Origin of the sequence: Thermosediminibacter litoriperuensis (genome assembly GCF_008124715.1) — a bacterium.
GTDB classification, from domain to species: Bacteria; Bacillota; Thermosediminibacteria; order Thermosediminibacterales; family Thermosediminibacteraceae; genus Thermosediminibacter; species Thermosediminibacter litoriperuensis.
Genome location: NZ_VNHO01000007.1, coordinates 43,157 through 59,983 on the forward strand (window position 1 = coordinate 43,157; position 16,827 = coordinate 59,983).

At 48.0% G+C, this 16,827-nt stretch carries 18 protein-coding genes and 1 riboswitch; of the genes, 17 read left to right on the plus strand and 1 reads right to left on the minus strand.

Annotation, left to right across the window (positions count from 1 at the left end; all coding sequences use genetic code 11):
• Positions 1–55 precede the first annotated feature (55 nt).
• A complete protein-coding gene (fsa, locus tag LZ11_RS04055; RefSeq protein WP_148866633.1) occupies positions 56–706 on the plus strand; it encodes a fructose-6-phosphate aldolase in 651 nt (216 codons plus the stop codon).
• Between the two features lie 27 nt (positions 707–733).
• Here fsa and LZ11_RS12345 read toward each other — a convergent pair whose 3' ends face one another.
• Entirely contained in the window at positions 734–901 is a 168-nt protein-coding gene (locus LZ11_RS12345) for a hypothetical protein (protein ID WP_170240280.1), read from the minus strand.
• Between the two features lie 159 nt (positions 902–1,060).
• On the opposite strand from LZ11_RS12345, the gene LZ11_RS04060 reads away from it, so the two are divergent.
• The 16 genes from LZ11_RS04060 to LZ11_RS04135 all read left to right on the plus strand — a co-directional run bounded on the left by LZ11_RS04060 (position 1,061) and on the right by LZ11_RS04135 (position 16,821).
• Complete coding sequence (locus LZ11_RS04060; RefSeq protein WP_246110702.1) at positions 1,061–2,026, plus strand: sugar-binding transcriptional regulator; 966 nt, start codon at positions 1,061–1,063, stop codon at positions 2,024–2,026.
• Positions 2,027–2,176: 150 nt separating this feature from the next.
• Positions 2,177–2,542, plus strand: a complete 366-nt coding sequence (locus LZ11_RS04065; RefSeq protein ID WP_170240286.1) for a transcriptional regulator GutM — start codon at positions 2,177–2,179, stop codon at positions 2,540–2,542.
• 63 nt (positions 2,543–2,605) lie between these two features.
• Complete coding sequence (srlA, locus tag LZ11_RS04070; RefSeq protein ID WP_148866636.1) at positions 2,606–3,130, plus strand: PTS glucitol/sorbitol transporter subunit IIC; 525 nt, start codon at positions 2,606–2,608, stop codon at positions 3,128–3,130.
• A gap of 12 nt (positions 3,131–3,142) precedes the next feature.
• Positions 3,143–4,138: a PTS glucitol/sorbitol transporter subunit IIB gene (gene srlE / locus LZ11_RS04075; RefSeq protein ID WP_148866637.1), complete on the plus strand. Its 996-nt coding sequence runs from the start codon at positions 3,143–3,145 to the stop codon at positions 4,136–4,138.
• 65 nt (positions 4,139–4,203) lie between these two features.
• A complete protein-coding gene (locus LZ11_RS04080; RefSeq protein WP_148866638.1) occupies positions 4,204–4,566 on the plus strand; it encodes a PTS glucitol/sorbitol transporter subunit IIA in 363 nt (120 codons plus the stop codon).
• A gap of 64 nt (positions 4,567–4,630) precedes the next feature.
• Positions 4,631–5,923, plus strand: a complete 1,293-nt coding sequence (locus tag LZ11_RS04085) for an NAD(P)H-dependent oxidoreductase (protein ID WP_148866639.1) — start codon at positions 4,631–4,633, stop codon at positions 5,921–5,923.
• Between the two features lie 202 nt (positions 5,924–6,125).
• On the plus strand, positions 6,126–7,085 hold the full coding sequence (locus tag LZ11_RS04090) for a thiamine pyrophosphate-dependent dehydrogenase E1 component subunit alpha (protein WP_148866640.1): 960 nt from the start codon (positions 6,126–6,128) through the stop codon (positions 7,083–7,085).
• A 28-nt stretch (positions 7,086–7,113) separates the two neighbouring features.
• Entirely contained in the window at positions 7,114–8,091 is a 978-nt protein-coding gene (locus tag LZ11_RS04095; protein WP_148866641.1) for an alpha-ketoacid dehydrogenase subunit beta, read from the plus strand.
• A 21-nt stretch (positions 8,092–8,112) separates the two neighbouring features.
• A complete protein-coding gene (locus LZ11_RS04100) occupies positions 8,113–9,411 on the plus strand; it encodes a dihydrolipoamide acetyltransferase family protein (RefSeq protein ID WP_148866642.1) in 1,299 nt (432 codons plus the stop codon).
• Between the two features lie 30 nt (positions 9,412–9,441).
• Positions 9,442–10,824, plus strand: coding sequence for a dihydrolipoyl dehydrogenase (gene lpdA / locus LZ11_RS04105; protein WP_148866643.1), 1,383 nt, complete (start codon positions 9,442–9,444; stop codon positions 10,822–10,824).
• Between the two features lie 87 nt (positions 10,825–10,911).
• Positions 10,912–11,226, plus strand: a complete 315-nt coding sequence (locus tag LZ11_RS04110; protein ID WP_148866644.1) for a bh protein — start codon at positions 10,912–10,914, stop codon at positions 11,224–11,226.
• A gap of 29 nt (positions 11,227–11,255) precedes the next feature.
• Positions 11,256–12,980 carry a phosphoenolpyruvate--protein phosphotransferase gene (gene ptsP / locus LZ11_RS04115; RefSeq protein WP_148866645.1) on the plus strand — a complete coding sequence of 575 codons (1,725 nt, stop codon included), beginning with the start codon at positions 11,256–11,258 and terminating at the stop codon, positions 12,978–12,980.
• 44 nt (positions 12,981–13,024) lie between these two features.
• A riboswitch (cobalamin riboswitch) is annotated at positions 13,025–13,197 on the plus strand.
• A 100-nt stretch (positions 13,198–13,297) separates the two neighbouring features.
• Complete coding sequence (locus tag LZ11_RS04120) at positions 13,298–14,245, plus strand: ABC transporter substrate-binding protein (protein WP_148866646.1); 948 nt, start codon at positions 13,298–13,300, stop codon at positions 14,243–14,245.
• A 13-nt stretch (positions 14,246–14,258) separates the two neighbouring features.
• Entirely contained in the window at positions 14,259–15,305 is a 1,047-nt protein-coding gene (locus LZ11_RS04125; protein ID WP_148866647.1) for a FecCD family ABC transporter permease, read from the plus strand.
• A 26-nt stretch (positions 15,306–15,331) separates the two neighbouring features.
• Positions 15,332–15,889 carry a bifunctional adenosylcobinamide kinase/adenosylcobinamide-phosphate guanylyltransferase gene (gene cobU / locus LZ11_RS04130; protein WP_148866648.1) on the plus strand — a complete coding sequence of 186 codons (558 nt, stop codon included), beginning with the start codon at positions 15,332–15,334 and terminating at the stop codon, positions 15,887–15,889.
• Positions 15,890–15,918: 29 nt separating this feature from the next.
• Complete coding sequence (locus LZ11_RS04135) at positions 15,919–16,821, plus strand: GHMP family kinase ATP-binding protein (protein ID WP_148866649.1); 903 nt, start codon at positions 15,919–15,921, stop codon at positions 16,819–16,821.
• Positions 16,822–16,827: the final 6 nt, after the last annotated feature.

Here is a 16,827-nt window from a genome sequence, read left to right on the forward strand (position 1 = left end):
TCCCTGTGAGTGAAATATAATAATGCCGAATAAAACGCTCACGGAGGTATGAAGTATGAAGTTGTTCCTGGATACGGCTAATGTGGCGGAAATACGGGAAGCCGCAGCTCTCGGGGTTATTTCCGGTGTTACCACAAACCCAACTCTGGTCGCAAAAGAGGGAAGGGATTTCAAAGAAACCATCCTGGAAATAACAGGAAATGTGGACGGTCCCATCAGCGCCGAAGTGGTTAGCCTCGATGCCCGGGGGATGATTGAAGAAGCCATGGAGATAGCCTCCTGGCATCCAAATATCGTAATTAAAATTCCGATGATCTGGGAAGGGCTGAAAGCCGTTAAGGAGCTCAGCAAGAAAGGGATAAAGACCAACGTAACCCTGGTGTTTTCCCCCAGCCAGGCTCTTTTGGCGGCCAGGGCCGGAGCAACGTACGTAAGTCCCTTTGTCGGCAGGTTCACCGATATAAGCCAGGACGGGATTGGCCTTATATCGGACATAGCTGACATCTTCACCCTTCACGACATAAAAACGGAAATTATCGCCGCCAGCATCAGAACGCCGATGGATGTCGTTAATGCCGCTAAAGCGGGAGCGGATATCGCCACGGTGCCTTATAAAGTGCTGGAACAGATGGTGAAGCACCCCCTGACCGACATCGGCGTGCAGAGATTCCTCGAGGATTGGAAGAAAGTGCCGAAAAAACAGTAGGATATAAGAAAAAAGCCCGTATTCCGATCAAGAATGCGGGCATTTTTTGTTTTCCGGACCTCGCTCGGGGTCCACCACCTTTCTCATTCCACGGATCCTGTTGAGTTCCTCTTTTCGAACCGCAGATTCCAGGGTTGTTTCCTCTTTTAATCTACCTTTTTCTTTTTTACCCTCATCTTTATTTTGACTGACCATTGGAAAGCGACCTCCTTTAAGGTGAATTAATATTATTATTAGATTCTTGCTAAAAATTTATTGAATCATCTTCTGCCGATTATTGACATATAAAAATAGAAACGGTTATAATAAATTGCACATATTCTTAAAATATGAACGACCGGTTAAACAAAGAAGGTGACTTTATTGAACGTCACAAAAGATAGAAGGCTTCTGATAAAAATAGCTCATATGTACTACGATGAAAACAGAACCCAGCAAGAGATAGCCGACAAGCTCGGTATATCAAGACCCTCGGTTTCAAGGCTCCTGCAGAAGGCTCGGGAAGAAGGAATAGTAGAGATAAAGATAAATTACGAAGGGAGTTTTGCCAGGCTTGAGGATACCCTCGAGAAATGTTTTAATCTAAAGGAGGTAATCATAACCCCTTACGATGAAGGAGAGGGACTTAAAAGATACCTGGCCGAAGCGGCGGCCGGCTTTCTGGTTAGGACTTTAAAGGATAAAAGTCTTGTAGGTGTTTCATGGGGGACTACACTGGCTTATGTGCCCGAATATATAAAAAACGCCCCCGAGCTGGATGTCACCTTTATTCCCCTGGTCGGAGGGGTTGGGCAGACCAGAATCGATCTGCATTCAAACCAAATAGTGATGAATTTAGCAAGATGTTTTAACGGCCAATGGCAGCTCCTTCACGCCCCGGCATTAGTAGACAGCGTGGAAGTTAAAAATACCCTTTTATCTGACAGGAATATAAGACAGGTTCTGGAAATGGCTGAACGGGTCGATATAGCCCTGATCGGTATAGGGTCTCCTTTTGCCGCCGAGTCCACCATGCTGGAAACGGGTTACTTTTCGGAAAGGGAGCTCGAAGATCTGAAAAGGTACGGCGCCTGCTGTGATCTATGCTCGCGATTTATAGACGAATACGGTAATCCGTGCTGTCCGGAATTAAACGAGAGGGTTATAGCCATAACTCTGGAGAAATTAAAAGAGATTCCATTGGTGATCGGCGTTGGGGGAGGTTATGAAAAACATAAAGCAATCCTCGCAGCTTTAAAGGGGCACTACTTGGATGTGTTAATCACCGATGAAAAAACCGGGCAGTTTTTAATGATTAATTCAAAAAAGACTCTAATTTAGAGTCTTTTGTCTTTTTTATATGCTGCTTTAATATGCCTTTAATATATGTGACAATTTTCTCAATTATTGACATTAAAATTTATTTATGCTATTTTCTTTAATAAGAACATATGATACGTAAATGAACAAATGATTAACAGGGGTTGGCTTATGTGGGTTAAGATATTGGCAATAATAGGCTTAATGTGGATTCTGCAGGGAGTTTTAACTTATTTTCAGATCAAAAACCTGCAGGGGAAAATAAAAGAACTAAAAAAAGTGGGTAGGGTGGGAATTGGCAGCGCTAAAGGCAGAATAACACCCGGAAACATCGTGCTGATTGCAGCCGACGAAACGGGAAAGATCCTTGAGGCCCATAGGATGAGCGGGATGACGGTTTTCGCAAGGTTTAAGGAACTCGAGGAAATGAAGGGCCTTTATTTATGGGAAGTGCCTTACTTCCTGAATGATAGTGATAAAGGTTTGAAAAAAGCAGTAGAAAATGCAGTAAAAACGCTGAAAGAAAAAAATCTATGAAAAAGTTATTGGGGGTGAGAGTTTTTTAATCCACTTAAAATATCTTATGGAGGTGAATTTTTCGTGAATGTTTTGGCCAATTTGGCCCAGAGCTTCATAGGTCTTTTCCAGGAAGGCGGTAAGGTGTTTTTAAGCCTTGCCGGAGGTATTCTGCCAACGCTGATTACTCTTATGACCGCCGTAAATGCTTTTATTAAATTTGTCGGTCAGGAGAGGATAAACCGAATGGCCCAAAATGCGGGGAAATATACCCTGCTCAGGTACACTGTAATGCCGGTAATGGCCGTGTTCTTCCTCACCAATCCCATGGCTTATACCTTCGGGAGATTTCTCCCGGAAAAATACAAACCTGCCTTTTACGATGCGGCGGTTTCCTTTGTGCACCCTATAACTGGTCTTTTTCCCCACGCCAATCCGGCGGAGCTGTTCGTATACATGGGTATAGCCCAGGGGATTCAGCAACTCGGATTGCCACTGGGGGAGCTGGCCGTCAGGTACTTTATAGTTGGCGTTATAGTGATCTTTATACGCGGATTAGTGACGGAGAGGCTTACCGTCAGGATGATGCGACAGAGAGAGCTTGCATAGGAGGGCTGTGGAATGAGTTATAGGGCTGTAAAAGTTGAAAAAGGCCCCGGGGGATGGGGCGGGCCTTTAATAATAAAGCCCGAAGGGGGTCGGGACAAGATTGTATCTATAACCGGCGGTGGAATCGACCCGGTAACGCGGAAAATTGCCGAACTTACCGGCGGCGTGCCGGTGGACGGTTTCAAATCTTCGGTACCCGAACAGGAGATCTGCTGCGTGGTCATCGACTGCGGCGGCACCGCCAGATGCGGCGTTTACCCCAAAAAGCGAATTCCCACCATAAACCTCACTCCGGTGGGACAGGCAGGCCCGCTAGCGAAGTATATTTCAGCAGATATATACGTTTCCGGGGTTAAGGTGGAAAATATAACTCCAGTATCCGATGAAGAGTCGGGTCATGTAACCCGCCGCGAAACCATACCCGGATCTTCCGGAGTCGGTGCAGAAAAACCCCAGAAAACCGGTGGTAACGGCAGGCAGATGGGACTTGTTGAAAGAATAGGGCGTGGAATGGGCGGAGTTGTGGGCGTCATGTACCAAGCAGGTCGTGAGACCATAGAGCAGATAATCAAGAACATTCTCCCCTTTATGGCGTTTGTGGCTACCCTGATCGGCATAATCCTGAAATCGGGGGTAGGGAACTGGATAGCTAACGTAATCTCTCCGATGGCGGGTACACTGCCGGGACTGCTCATCATTTCAGTTATATGTGCTCTGCCGGTGCTTTCACCCCTGCTGGGTCCAGGAGCCGTAATAGCCCAGGTCGTCGGCGTGCTGGTGGGCGTGGAAATTGGTAAGGGTAATATACCTCCCCAGTACGCGCTTCCGGCGCTCTTTGCGATCAATCCCCAGGTAGGGTGCGACTTCATACCCGTAGGCCTCAGCCTTGGCGAAGCGGAACCGGAGACAGTAGAGATAGGTGTAGGCGCCATCTTGATTTCCCGGCTGATTACAGGTCCCATAGCGGTCTTAATAGCATACCTGTTCAGTTTCGGACTTTACGTATAATTAATAACATATGCAAAATGGCGCCTTCAGGCGCCATAGCCTTTGTTAGGAAGGGAAGGATATTGATGAAAAAATTTGAAGCGGTGATTACTGCAATAGGGGATATGGTAGAAGAATTCATAGAGCAGAAGATGATCATCTTGTTTGACGAAAGCGCGCCGCAGGAATTAAGAGAAATCTCGGTGGTTCACAAGGGGGGGAAGCTGGCGGAAGACCTGGTGCCCGGCGACGTGCTTTATCTGGGGCGGGCAAGTTACAAAGTGACAGCCGTCGGTGATGTGGCCAATAAAAATTTGGGAAAAATCGGGCACGTCTGCCTGAAATTCGATGGGAAGACAACTCCGGAATTGCCGGGGAATATCCACCTGGAAGAAAAAGAGATACCTTTGCCAAAAGTAGGAGAGGAAATACTGATACAGGGTAATTGATGGTAATCCTGATAAATGTTAACATGATAAGGAAAGGTTTGTAATAAAAAGAAAGGGGATGGCTATGCTTAATTTGAATTCGAAGCTGCGGGAACTGGAAGCTAGCGGGAAAAAAATCAACGTAGGCTTAATCGGTGCCGGACAGATGGGCCGCGGAATGGTAAGCCAGATATTTTGTATGAAGGGCATTAGGGTGGCGGCAATCTGCGACACAAAACTGAAGGAAGCCAAGAGAGCCTATACTATGGCCGGAGTAGCTCCCGACGACGTCCTTACGGCAAAAACCCCCTCAGAGGTGGAAGAAGCCCTAGGGCGGGGTAAATACGCAATAACCGAAGATTTGAGCGCTATAACGAGAGCTATACCCATCGATGTAGTGGTCGATGCTACGGGAGTTCCGGAGGTGGGGGCTCAAATTGCCCTTGATTCGATATACAACGGCAAGCATATTGTCATGTTAAACGTGGAGACCGACGTAACGGTTGGACCGATATTAAAGAAGATGGCGGATAGTGCGGGAGTGGTATATACTGTTTCTGCCGGCGATGAACCCGGAGCAATAAAGGAATTATACGATTTTGCCGATGCTATGGGGTTTGAGATATTAGTCGCCGGCAAGGGGAAAAACAATCCTCTAGATCTGGAAGCCAATCCCGACTCTGTCATGGAAGAAGCCATGAAAAAGAATATGAACCCGAAGATGCTGGCGTCTTTCAAAGACGGCACCAAGACTATGGTGGAGCTCACCGCCGTCTCCAATGCCACCGGTTTCCTTCCCACCAGGAGGGGATTAATCGGCCCGAAAGCCACCGTTAAAGAATTGCCGGAGATCTTCAGGTTAAAAGAAGAGGGAGGAATTCTGGACAGGTACCAGGTGGTGGAATACGTAAACGGTGTTGCGCCCGGCGTTTTCGTGATCGTTACCACCAAACTGGAAGCCGTCCGGGAAGAAATGGCCTATCTTTCAATGGGTAAAGGTCCCAACTACGTATTTTACCGTCCCTATCACCTGACGAGCATAGAGACGCCCCTTTCAGCAGCTCGAGCGTACATTTACAAGGAACCCACTATCGCACCTAAAGGCCTTCCGGTATCCGAGACCATAGCGGTAGCAAAAAAAGATTTGAAAGCCGGGGAACATCTTGATGGTATAGGCGGTTTTACGGTTTACGGGGTAATTGATACCTATGAAAACGCTAAAAAAGAGAACGCCCTGCCCATAGGGCTTGTAAATAAAAATGTAGTTATGACGAAAGATGTGAAAAAGGGCCAGGTAATAACCTATGACGCGGTGAAGCTGGATGAAAATTCAATCATTTTACAACTGCGGAGAATGCAGGAAAAGTTGATAGGCTGACATAAAATGTAGACAGGAATTGAAGGGGCTGAAGCCCCTTCATATTATTCCGAGAATAACCGGCATAAAAATTGCATAATATAAACAAATGGTACATTTAATTAACAATTGTTAATTACGATTTTACTGCAGAACCGGGTTACCAGCTAAACGGAATTTTGCAGTGAAATCAATATTAAAATAAATCAGAGGTGGTAATGCGATGGATTTGACAACGGACAAGAAGCTATGGATGTACAGGAAAATGTATGAAATAAGGTGTTTTGAGCTGGAAGTTGACAGGCTCTTCAAGGCCAACATGATCTGGGGCACATGCCATCTTTCTGTAGGGGAAGAAGCTACCGCAGTAGGAGCGATTGCAGCGCTGGAAGCTGACGATATGATTACCAGTACCCATAGGGGTCACGGGCACTGCATCGCGAAAGGAGGCAAGCTCCCCCAAATGTTTGCCGAGCTTCTGGGCAGAGAAACCGGTTACTGCAGGGGCAGAGGTGGTTCCATGCATATCGCCGATATCGATACCGGCAATCTTGGGGCCAACGGTATAGTTGGAGGCGGGATACCTATAGCGACAGGCGCGGCGCTGGCATCCAAGATGAAAAAAGACGGCAGAGTTACACTATGCTTTTTTGGCGATGGGGCCAACAACGAGGGAGTTTTCCATGAGTCCTTAAATATAGCCTCCCTGTGGAAGCTGCCGGTAGTGTATATATGCGAGAACAATCTTTACGGTATGTCTGTAGCTTTCAGCAGGTCTACCGCAGTAAAAAACGTTGCCGACCGGGCGGCCGCGTACGACATGCCCGGGGAAATAGTCGACGGCAACGATGTGGAAGCGGTTTACCACGTGGTAAAAAAAGCGGTGGAGAGGGCCAGGAGGGGTGAAGGGCCTTCGCTGATTGAAGCCAAGACTTACCGGTGGTTAGGGCATTCAAAGAGCGATGCCAATGTGTACAGGACAAAAGAGGAAATAGAAGAGTGGAAGGAGAAATGCCCCATCAAACGTTACAGGCTAAAGCTGGTACAGGAAAAAATCGCCACTGACGAAGAGCTCGATAGAATAGAAAAAGAGGTAGAAAAGGAGATACGGGATGCGATAGAGTACGCCAAGAACAGCCCGGAACCCTCCGTGGATGACATCGCCAACGGAGTATACGCGTAATTATCCTGATGAATGGAGGAGAATTGAAATGGCTGAAAAACTTTATATAGACGCTCTGCGGGAAGGCTTGAGGGAAGAGATGCAAAGGGATCAAAGCGTATTCTTGCTCGGAGAAGACATCGGTATTTACGGTGGGGCCTTTGGTGTCACCAGGGGACTGATAGATGAGTTCGGTGAAGAAAGAGTTGTGGATACCCCCATATCAGAGCAGGCGATCACCGGTATCGCAGTGGGAGCAGCCGTGGCCGGCATGAGACCCGTAGTTGAAATTATGTTTTTCGACTTTTTAACCCTTTCCATGGATCAGCTGATAAACCAGGGTGCTAAAATTCGGTATATGTTCGGCGGCAAGGCAAAAGTTCCGATGGTGATACGTGCCCCGATGGGCTGCGGTACCGGTGCGGCTGCCCAGCACTCCCAGAGTTTTCCAGGTGTGTTCGCTCATTTCCCGGGCTTGAAGGTGGTTATACCTTCCACACCTCACGACGTAAAGGGGCTCATAAAGGCCGCAATAAGGGATGACAATCCCGTGGTATTTGCTGAGCACAAATTACTCTACAGGGTAAAGGGCGAGGTGCCCGAGGAAGATTATGTACTGCCCCTCGGTAAAGCTGATATAAAGCGAAAGGGGCGGGATATCACCATAGTTGCCGGTTCCATAATGGTTATCAGAGCCCTCGAGGCGGCTAAGGAACTGGAAAAAGAAGGAATAGATGTAGAAGTTATAGATCCCAGAACTTTAAAACCCCTGGATATGCGCACTATTATCGATTCGGTCAAAAAGACCGGCAGGGTTTTGATAGTAGAGGATGATCCCCTGAGCTTCGGCTGGGGTGCAGAAGTGGCGGCGGGAATAGCGGGAAGCGAGGCTTTCGATTATCTGGACGCGCCGGTCAAGAGACTGGGGGGACTTGATATTCCGATACCCTATAATCCCAATTTGGAGAGACACGCTGTTCCTCAAGTGGAAAACATCGTCGAAGCTGTCAGAGAATTGTTAAGATAATTCAATCAGGGGAGTGATAAAATGGCCGAGATAGTAAGAATGCCCAAACTAGGTCTTACAATGACGGAAGGTACTATAATAAAATGGCTGAAAAAAGAGGGGGAAGAGGTAAAGCAGGGTGAACCTCTGCTGGAAATACAGACCGACAAGGTGAACCTGGAAGAAGAGGCGCCGGCTTCGGGGATTTTAAGGAAGATCTTGACCCCGGAAGGGTCGGTAGTGGCTGTGGGTCAAGAAATAGCAATAATCGGCGGCGAAAGCGAGCCCCTTCCGGAAATAGGGAAGCAAACAGGGGCGGAGGTAGAAGAGGTTGAGGTGGAACCCGAGCTCCCGGCGCCGGCACCGCAACCCGGCGAAAAAGTAAAGGCATCGCCGGCGGCTAAAAGGGTTGCCAGAGAATACGGCGTAGATTTGAGATTGGTAACCCCCACCGGGCCTGATGGACGCGTGGTTGAAAAAGACGTGCTTGAATACGTAGAATCCAGGAAGGTGAAGGCAACACCGGTAGCCCGGAAAATCGCAGAGGAAAAGGGCGTGGACCTGTCCCAAATCGGCAAGCCGGAAGGTGAGAGAATCACAAAGCAGGACGTTTTAGAAGCCCTGAAGTCGGCTTCGCTTGAACCGCAGGAAGAATACAGGGTAATTCCCTGGGCTGGAATGAGAAAGATAATTTCCGACAAAATGGCAAAGGTCAAGGCAGAAGTTCCTCACTTTTACCTTACACTGGAAGTTGACATGGGTAAGGTTCTGGAACTTCGAGAAAAACTTGCGCCGAAGATTCAGGAACTAAACGGTGTAAAATTATCGATAAACGACATTCTCATAAAGGCGGCCGCCAGGGCTTTAGCGGAGTATCCCATGGTAAACAGCAGCGCTGGGGAAGAGGGTATTGTTGTAAAAAACCGCATAAATATCGGATTGGCGGTGGCCCTGGAAAACGGGCTGATAGTTCCTGTGGTAAAGGATGCCGACAAAAAGGGCCTTGCTCAGATATCCAAAGAGACAGCGGAGTTAATAAAGAAAGCCAGAGAAGGCAGGTTGCTGCCCGATGATTACTGCGGTGGAACTTTTACCATATCAAATCTCGGGATGTACGATATAGAAGAGTTTTCGGCTATAATAAATGCGCCGGAAAGTGCAATTCTGGCAGTAGGCAAGATCGCCAAAAAGCCTGTGGTAGTTGAAGACGAAATAGTCGTAAGACCTATGATGAAGCTAACCTTGTCCTGCGATCACAGGGTGATAGACGGTGCCCTGGGGGCTAAATTCCTGCGCAGGATAAAACAACTGCTGGAGGATCCAATAGAAATGTTACTTTGATATCAAGTTTTACAAGAGGAGCTGGTTGTCGTGCACTACGATATAGTCGTTATTGGGGGAGGCCCCGGGGGCTATGTATCTGCAATATACGCGGCTAAAAAAGGGGTAAGAGTGGGGCTTGTAGAGAAAAGAGACCTGGGTGGGACCTGCCTAAACCGTGGTTGCATACCCACTAAAGCTTTAAGCCACAGCGCTCATATTTATCAAAATCTGGAAAATGCGAGAAATTTCGGCATTCTGGCCGAAAATGTCAAGATTGACTGGCAACGTGCCCAGAGCCAAAAAGACGCTATAGTCAGAACTCTCGGCAAGGGCGTTGAAAACCTGTTAAAAGCCAACGGCGTATCGGTTTTCAGGGGCGAGGCGAAACTAGAAGATGAGAGGAGTATAAGAATACGTTACTCCGGGGGTCAACAGGTTATAACGGCGGACAACATAATCCTGGCTACCGGTTCAAAATCGGCTGTGATTCCCTTCCCCGGTCACGACCTTCCTGGTGTTATCACCAGTGAAGAAGCCCTTGCCTTAAGCAAAATACCCGATTCAATGCTCGTGATCGGCGGGGGAGTAATAGGCGTCGAAATGGCTTGCATATACGGTTCACTTGGTTCCAGAGTAACGATCGTGGAACTCCTCCCGCGGATACTCCCCCGGGCGGACGAAGAAATATCCTCCGAAATGAAAAAGATTCTAGAAACCCGGGGAATAAAGGTCTTTACCGAAACCCGCTTGGAGTCCGTCGAAAAGGAAAAAGACCTTTTAAAGGTGAACATAACAACGTCTGACGGGCCCCGTTCTATCGCAGTGGAAAAGGTACTGGTTGCCGTCGGAAGAAAACCGGATCTGGAAGCTTTTGCGGATTTGAAAATAAACCTGAACAATAGCGGGGTTATTGTAGATGATTTTATGAGGACCAGCCTGAAAAATGTGTATGCCGTTGGCGATATAACGGGAAAATTTCAGCTGGCTCATGTGGCGGCCCATCAGGGTATCGTGGCGGCTGCCAACGCCCTCGGTGAAAATATAAAAATGGACTACAGGGCCGTGCCCAGCTGTATTTTTACAAATCCCGAAATAGCCCATGTGGGGCTGACGGAGCGGGAGGCCAGGGAAATTTACGGGGATGACATCAGGGTAGGCAGGTTTCCGTTTGTTGCCAGCGGCAGGGCTTTGACAATGGGCGAAAGCCGCGGTTTCGTTAAAGTTATCGCCGATTCCAGGTGGAACGAGATATTGGGGGTCCACATAATAGGGCCGGGAGCCACCGAGCTAATCGCTGAAGCTACGCTGGCTATAAGGCTTGAATGCACTGCAAAAGAGCTGGTGGATACCATTCATGCCCATCCGACCTTGTCTGAAACTCTTATGGAAGCTGCTATGGACCTTTTGGGAACACCGATTCACAAGATGTAATTGAAATCGATATTGATATTTTTTAATTTTCGAGGTATAGTTAAAAAAAAGATTTCATTTCTTTAAAAAGAGGAAGGGAGTTGCCCCATGACCTCTAAGATGGAGGCCGAACTCTTTTGCCTTCATTGCAATAAGGACACGCCCCACGTGGTCACTTACGCGGGGAAAATCTTAAAAAGTATTAAATGCGAGGAGTGCGGGAACGAAATCGAAATTAAGCGGGAAAAGCTCCTGGAAAATTATGCAGCTGAGTTTATCGAGAGAATTCTCACAAAACCCTACCGCATGACTAGAGAAGTGGAAAAGGATATAACCAAGTTCATACTTTCGCTGCCGATAAGGATTATAACCAAGCCTTACAGGATTGTTAAAGAAGTAGAAGATATATTAAAAAAAGATTGAGAAAAGATGAAAATAAACGGAGGGGTAAAATGTATCAGGGGATCGCGGCTTCGCCAGGTATCGAAATAGGAAAGGCTTTTGTGCTCAAAGAGAACGAAATTGTTATAGAGACCGCTAATATCACCGAAGATAAGATACCCGTAGAAATAGAGCGGTTCGAGGGGGCCATGACAAAATCAAGAGAGCAGCTGGTGAAGGTTAAGGAAAAGGCCGAAAAGGAGCTCGGCCCGGATAAAGCGCAGATTTTCGATGCACACATTATGGTTCTGGACGACCCGATCTTTGTTGAGGAAATAAGAGAGAAAATAAGGAGCGAGAGGATAACCGCGGCAAACGCGGTACACCAGGTAGTTGAAAAGTACGTGGGCATGTTTGAAAACATGGAGGACGAATACCTTAAGGAACGGGCTGCTGATATAAAAGATGTGGGGGACAGGATTTTAAAGAACATACTAGGCGTTCCGATCCAATCCCTGGCGGATTTAAGCGAAGACGTAATTGTGATTGCAAAGGATTTGACCCCCTCTAATACGGCCCAGATGGATAAAGAAAAGGTGAAAGCCTTTGCGACAGATATGGGGGGCAGAACGTCTCATACGGCGATCATGGCCAGGTCATTAGAGATACCGGCTGTCGTCGGCCTGGGATTCCTTTCAAAAGAGGTCAATGACGGTGATACTGTAATAGTCGACGGCAACAAGGGCGTCGTCTACGTGAACCCCGATGAGGAGACCCTGCGGCGGTATCACACCCTGAGATTCGATTATATAAGGTACAGGGAAGAATTGAAAAAACTCAGAGATCTTCCCGCCGAGACCAGGGACGGGGCAAAAAAGGTTGAACTTTCGGCTAATATCGGTACTCCGAAGGATGTCAAAGGTGCCCTGGAAAACGGAGCTGAGGGTATAGGTCTTTACCGGACCGAATTTCTGTATATGGACCGGGAAAACCTCCCCGATGAGGAAGAGCAGTTCCAGGCCTACAAGCAGGTGGTGGAGGCAATGAACCCCAGGCCTGTTATAATAAGAACCCTGGACATCGGCGGAGACAAAAGGCTGCCCTGCCTTGACATGCCGGAAGAATTGAACCCATTCCTGGGGTGGCGAGCAATCCGCATGTGTCTGGATACGCCGCAGATACTCAAAGTCCAGTTAAAAGCCATCCTGAGGGCCAGCCATTACGGTAATGTAAAAATAATGTACCCGATGATATCGAGCCTTGCTGAAATAAGAAAGGCAAACGCGATTTTGGAAGAGGCTAAAAACGAGCTCAGGCAGCAGGGCATACCGTTTGATGAAAACCTGGAAGTCGGCATCATGGTGGAGATTCCTTCGGTTGCCGTTACCGCTGACATACTTGCCAGGGAAGTGGATTTCTTCAGTATAGGCACCAATGATCTAATTCAGTACACCCTAGCGGTGGATAGAATGAACGAGAAAATAGCCCACCTGTACGAACCTTTCCACCCTGCCGTACTCAGGTTGATAAAAAACGTCATCGACGCATCCCATAGAGCGGGAAAATGGACGGGCATGTGCGGAGAAATGGCGGGAGACCCCCTCGCTGCTCCCATACTGCTGGGCATGGGCCTTGACGAATTTTCCATGAGCGCCACTTCGATATCCCAGGTTAAGAAAGTGATAAGGTCCCTGACGTACGAACAGGCGAAGCAAATTGCAGCGAAAGCCCTTGAAATGGAAAGCCCCGAAGAAATAAAGAAAATGCTTCATGAAGTCCTGGAAGAAATTAAATAACTTGTCTGGTCTCAGGTTTTGAAGTATAATATAAGAAAGCGAAAAGTGAATAACCGCCGACAGGTACCCTTGGGGTTTAAAAGGGAATCAGGTGCAAATCCTGAGCGGTCCCGCCACTGTAACCGGGGATAAACTGCTGGCCACTGGGAGAAATCCTGGGAAGGCGCAGGGAAGATGAGCCGGAAGCCAGGAGACCTGCCTGCCGGTCGCTGTACGAAGCCTTCGGAGGAAAGGGGGAGTACTCTTATTCAACGGATCTTACCCGGCTTTGCGAGATGAAGGCCGGGTTTATTTTTTTAGGCAAAGGAGGCACGGGAATGAAAGTTAAATTTTATAATATGATCACTATTATCTTGCTCGTGACCCTCGCTACCGCACTAACGTCCTGCGGCTCAAAAACCGGAACAGACACCAAAGCTGATTATAAAAATACATATCCCATTAATGTGAAAGACCAAATGGGAAGAGAGATAGTCATTGAAAAGGAACCGGATCGTATCGTATCCCTTGCTCCTAGCAATACTGAAATCCTTTTTGCTCTGGGTTTAGGCGATAAAGTCGTAGGCGTTACCAATTACTGCGATTATCCTGAAGAAGCAAAGAAAAAAGAAAAAATAGGCGGTTTCGCCGACCCTAATATGGAAAAGCTGATTTCTTTAAAACCTGACCTGGTTCTCGCTACTATTATGCATGAAAAACCGGTCAGAAAACTGGAAGAACTAAAAATCCCGGTAATTGTTCTAAACCCTCAAAGTATCGACGATGTCTTTAGCACTATAGAGCTTATCGGGAGAGCGACCAACAAGAACCAGCAGGCCGAGGAACTGATATCCACTCTTAAAAATAGAATAAAGGCCGTTGAGGATAGGGTCTCTACGATACCCGCCGATAAAAGACCCCAGGTCTTTTACGAACTGTGGCCATCGCCCCTCACTACCGCAGGACCAGGAACCTTCGTGCACGACCTTATAGAAAAAGCTGGGGGGCGGAATATTGCCGCCGATGCGGGGAAAGCATATCCGGAATACAGCCAGGAGATGGTAATTGACAAAAATCCGGATATAATAATATTTTCCCATCACTACAGCAGCAATCAATCAAAAGAAGATATAATTAACCGCCCCGGCTGGAAAAACATAAAAGCCATCAAAGAGGGCAGGGTTTTTTACGTGGATGAAAACATAGTTCAGCGTCCCACCCCAAGGCTTGTCGACGGTCTGGAACAGTTTGCAAAGATAATTCACCCCGAAATTTTTAAAGATTGACGGGGGTTGTAGGATGGACCTAAAAAACAAGGGCACGAAAATATACGCCCTGTTGCTGGTATTGATACTTCTTGGAAGTTTCGCATCGCTGGGAACAGGGGCGGTAAACGTACCGCTGTCAAAAACCTTAAAAATAATGGCGAGTCAAATTCCCGGTATTGGTGCCGGAGTCGTTTCCGACTGGTCGCCTTCTCAGGAAGTAATAATACTGAATCTGAGACTTCCAAGGATAATACTGGCTTTTCTCATAGGAGCGGAACTATCTGCAGCCGGGGTCATTTATCAGGGCATATTTCGCAACCCGCTGGCTGACCCCTATATCATCGGCGCTTCCGCCGGTGCTTCACTGGGTGCGGCCCTGGCCATATTGCTATTTCAGGGAGTAAAAGTTATTGGTGTGGGGTCCGTGCCCTTTTTTGCCTTCCTTGGGGCCCTTTTAACTGTAATTATAGTCTACGTCATAGCCGGGATTGCTGGAAGGACCAATTCTCATACCCTTCTGCTGGCCGGTATCGCGGTAAGCAGTTTTATTTCCGCCCTGGTGTCCTTTCTGATGTACTTCAGTGATCAAAAGCTCCAGCATATTTACTTCTGGCTGCTCGGGAGTTTTTCCTCTCAGGGGTGGAAGGAGGTTTACCTGAATCTTCCTTACGGCATCCTGGGGTTTCTCCTGGGCATGTGGAATTTAAGGTCGCTCAATATACTTCAGCTGGGCGAGGACACAGCCTTTTTCACCGGGGTCGATGTAGAATTGCTGAAAAGATTGAGCTTGGCCGCTGCCTCGTTGTTGACCGCTTCTGCTGTAGCGGTGAGCGGTATCATCGGGTTCGTGGGACTCATTATCCCTCATATAATGAGAATGCTGGCAGGACCCGATCACCGAAGGCTTTATCCGATGTCAGCCCTGGCCGGCGGGCTGTACCTGATGCTCGCCGATACGGTTTCAAGGATGGTTATAGCGCCTACAGAGCTGCCCGTAGGGATTCTGACAGCCCTTTTCGGGGGGCCGTTTTTCCTGTACCTGCTCTTGAAAAAAAGTAAAAGAGATTACAGGCTGTAAAGCTGAATAACGGGAGATGACGGAACTTGGGTATCGTTTTTATCACTGGAGGAGCCCGTAGCGGGAAAAGCCGGTTTGCAGAAAAAAAAGCCCGGGAGGCGGGGAATAGAGTGGTTTACATAGCTACCGCCCAGGCGCTGGATGAAGAAATGGCCCATCGAATATCCGTGCACAGACAAAGGAGGCCTGGAACCTGGAAGACTATCGAAGAGCCCCGGCATCTATCCAGGGTTTTAAACGAGATAAGCAAGGATGCGGATATTTCCGAATACGATGCGGTGCTCATAGATTGCATGGCTCTACTGACATCCAACTGGGTCTGTTCTGCAGAAATCGGAGAAATAAAACAGCAGGAGGCTTTAAGGAAAGCTCTGCTCCAGGAGATTGAAAACACCATCAGTGCCGCCAGGGTTTTGGAAAAGAAGGTGATTATCGTATCCAACGAAGTCGGGTTGGGCCTGGTGCCGGAGTATCCTCTGGGAAGAATTTACAGGGACCTGCTCGGCGAAATAAATCAGATACTGGCAGCGGCTGCCGATGAGGTATATTTTCTCGTTTCGGGCATACCTATAAAGTTGAAGTGATTCTCACAAGTGGATCAGGGGGGAGAGAATTGGTCGGTGAAGCCCGCTGTCCCGGTAGCTGCGGCGAGATAGTTCAGGGGGCTATAGGCGGCCGCAATTTTCTCATTACCTGCCCTATAACCTTGTACTCAACGGCCCGGGTGGAGTTAATACAGCACCGGGGCGAGAACAAGCCTACTGTAAATTCTGCCGGCATGATGGAGTCCTGGCAAAAAACCCGGAAGGCCGTAAGAAAACTTCTGGATTATTATGGCTTTTATGAATTGGATTTTGATATCCGCATAGTATCACAAATCCCGGTGGGAAAGGGGCTTTCCTCCAGTACGGCGGATATCACCGCCGCGTGTCTTGCCGTTGCCAGGGCACTCGATAAACCTATATCGCCCGACCTGATCGCGGACATAGCCCTGTCCATCGAACCGAGCGATGGCGTCATGTACAGAGGATCAGTAATTTTCGACCACGTGCACGGAACCTGGAGGGAGAGCCTGGGGGAATTGCCCGATATGGACATTTATATAGTTGATCCGGGAGAAGTGGTAGATACTGAGTCGTTTAACAGCCGGCGAGATCTGGACGAATTGAACAGAAAAAAAGAAAATATCGTGGAAGAGGCTTTGTATATGACTCGGGAGGCATTTAGAAAAAAGGATATTGGACTGTTGGGAAAGGCTATGATGAAAAGCGCCGTAGCTCACCAGCAGATCCTTTACAAGCCTCATCTAGAGCATCTCATAAATTTAAGCCGAAAGCACGGTGCCATCGGCGTTAATGTAGCCCATAGCGGATCGGCCGTAGGAGTATTCTTCGAAAAGGATCGCGCTCCGGAGAGCAGCTTTTTTGAAGACTTGAGGCGCATCATGGACGGCTTCGGAAAGGAATACAGGATTATAAAAACCGGCATAGATAATTTGGGGCCGCGGATTTTGTGAAGCGGG

What these genes read in the sequence shown, in the direction of transcription:
- fsa (WP_148866633.1), top strand. Translation starts at nt 56, where the DNA reads ATGAAGTTGTTCCTGGATACGGCTAATGTGGCGGAAATACGGGAAGCC.
- LZ11_RS12345 (WP_170240280.1), bottom strand. Translation starts at nt 901, where the DNA reads ATGGTCAGTCAAAATAAAGATGAGGGTAAAAAAGAAAAAGGTAGATTA.
- LZ11_RS04065 (WP_170240286.1), top strand. Translation starts at nt 2,177, where the DNA reads ATGTGGGTTAAGATATTGGCAATAATAGGCTTAATGTGGATTCTGCAG.
- srlE (WP_148866637.1), top strand. Translation starts at nt 3,143, where the DNA reads ATGAGTTATAGGGCTGTAAAAGTTGAAAAAGGCCCCGGGGGATGGGGC.
- LZ11_RS04080 (WP_148866638.1), top strand. Translation starts at nt 4,204, where the DNA reads ATGAAAAAATTTGAAGCGGTGATTACTGCAATAGGGGATATGGTAGAA.
- LZ11_RS04085 (WP_148866639.1), top strand. Translation starts at nt 4,631, where the DNA reads ATGCTTAATTTGAATTCGAAGCTGCGGGAACTGGAAGCTAGCGGGAAA.
- LZ11_RS04090 (WP_148866640.1), top strand. Translation starts at nt 6,126, where the DNA reads ATGGATTTGACAACGGACAAGAAGCTATGGATGTACAGGAAAATGTAT.
- LZ11_RS04095 (WP_148866641.1), top strand. Translation starts at nt 7,114, where the DNA reads ATGGCTGAAAAACTTTATATAGACGCTCTGCGGGAAGGCTTGAGGGAA.
- LZ11_RS04100 (WP_148866642.1), top strand. Translation starts at nt 8,113, where the DNA reads ATGGCCGAGATAGTAAGAATGCCCAAACTAGGTCTTACAATGACGGAA.
- LZ11_RS04110 (WP_148866644.1), top strand. Translation starts at nt 10,912, where the DNA reads ATGACCTCTAAGATGGAGGCCGAACTCTTTTGCCTTCATTGCAATAAG.
- ptsP (WP_148866645.1), top strand. Translation starts at nt 11,256, where the DNA reads ATGTATCAGGGGATCGCGGCTTCGCCAGGTATCGAAATAGGAAAGGCT.
- LZ11_RS04120 (WP_148866646.1), top strand. Translation starts at nt 13,298, where the DNA reads ATGAAAGTTAAATTTTATAATATGATCACTATTATCTTGCTCGTGACC.
- LZ11_RS04125 (WP_148866647.1), top strand. Translation starts at nt 14,259, where the DNA reads ATGGACCTAAAAAACAAGGGCACGAAAATATACGCCCTGTTGCTGGTA.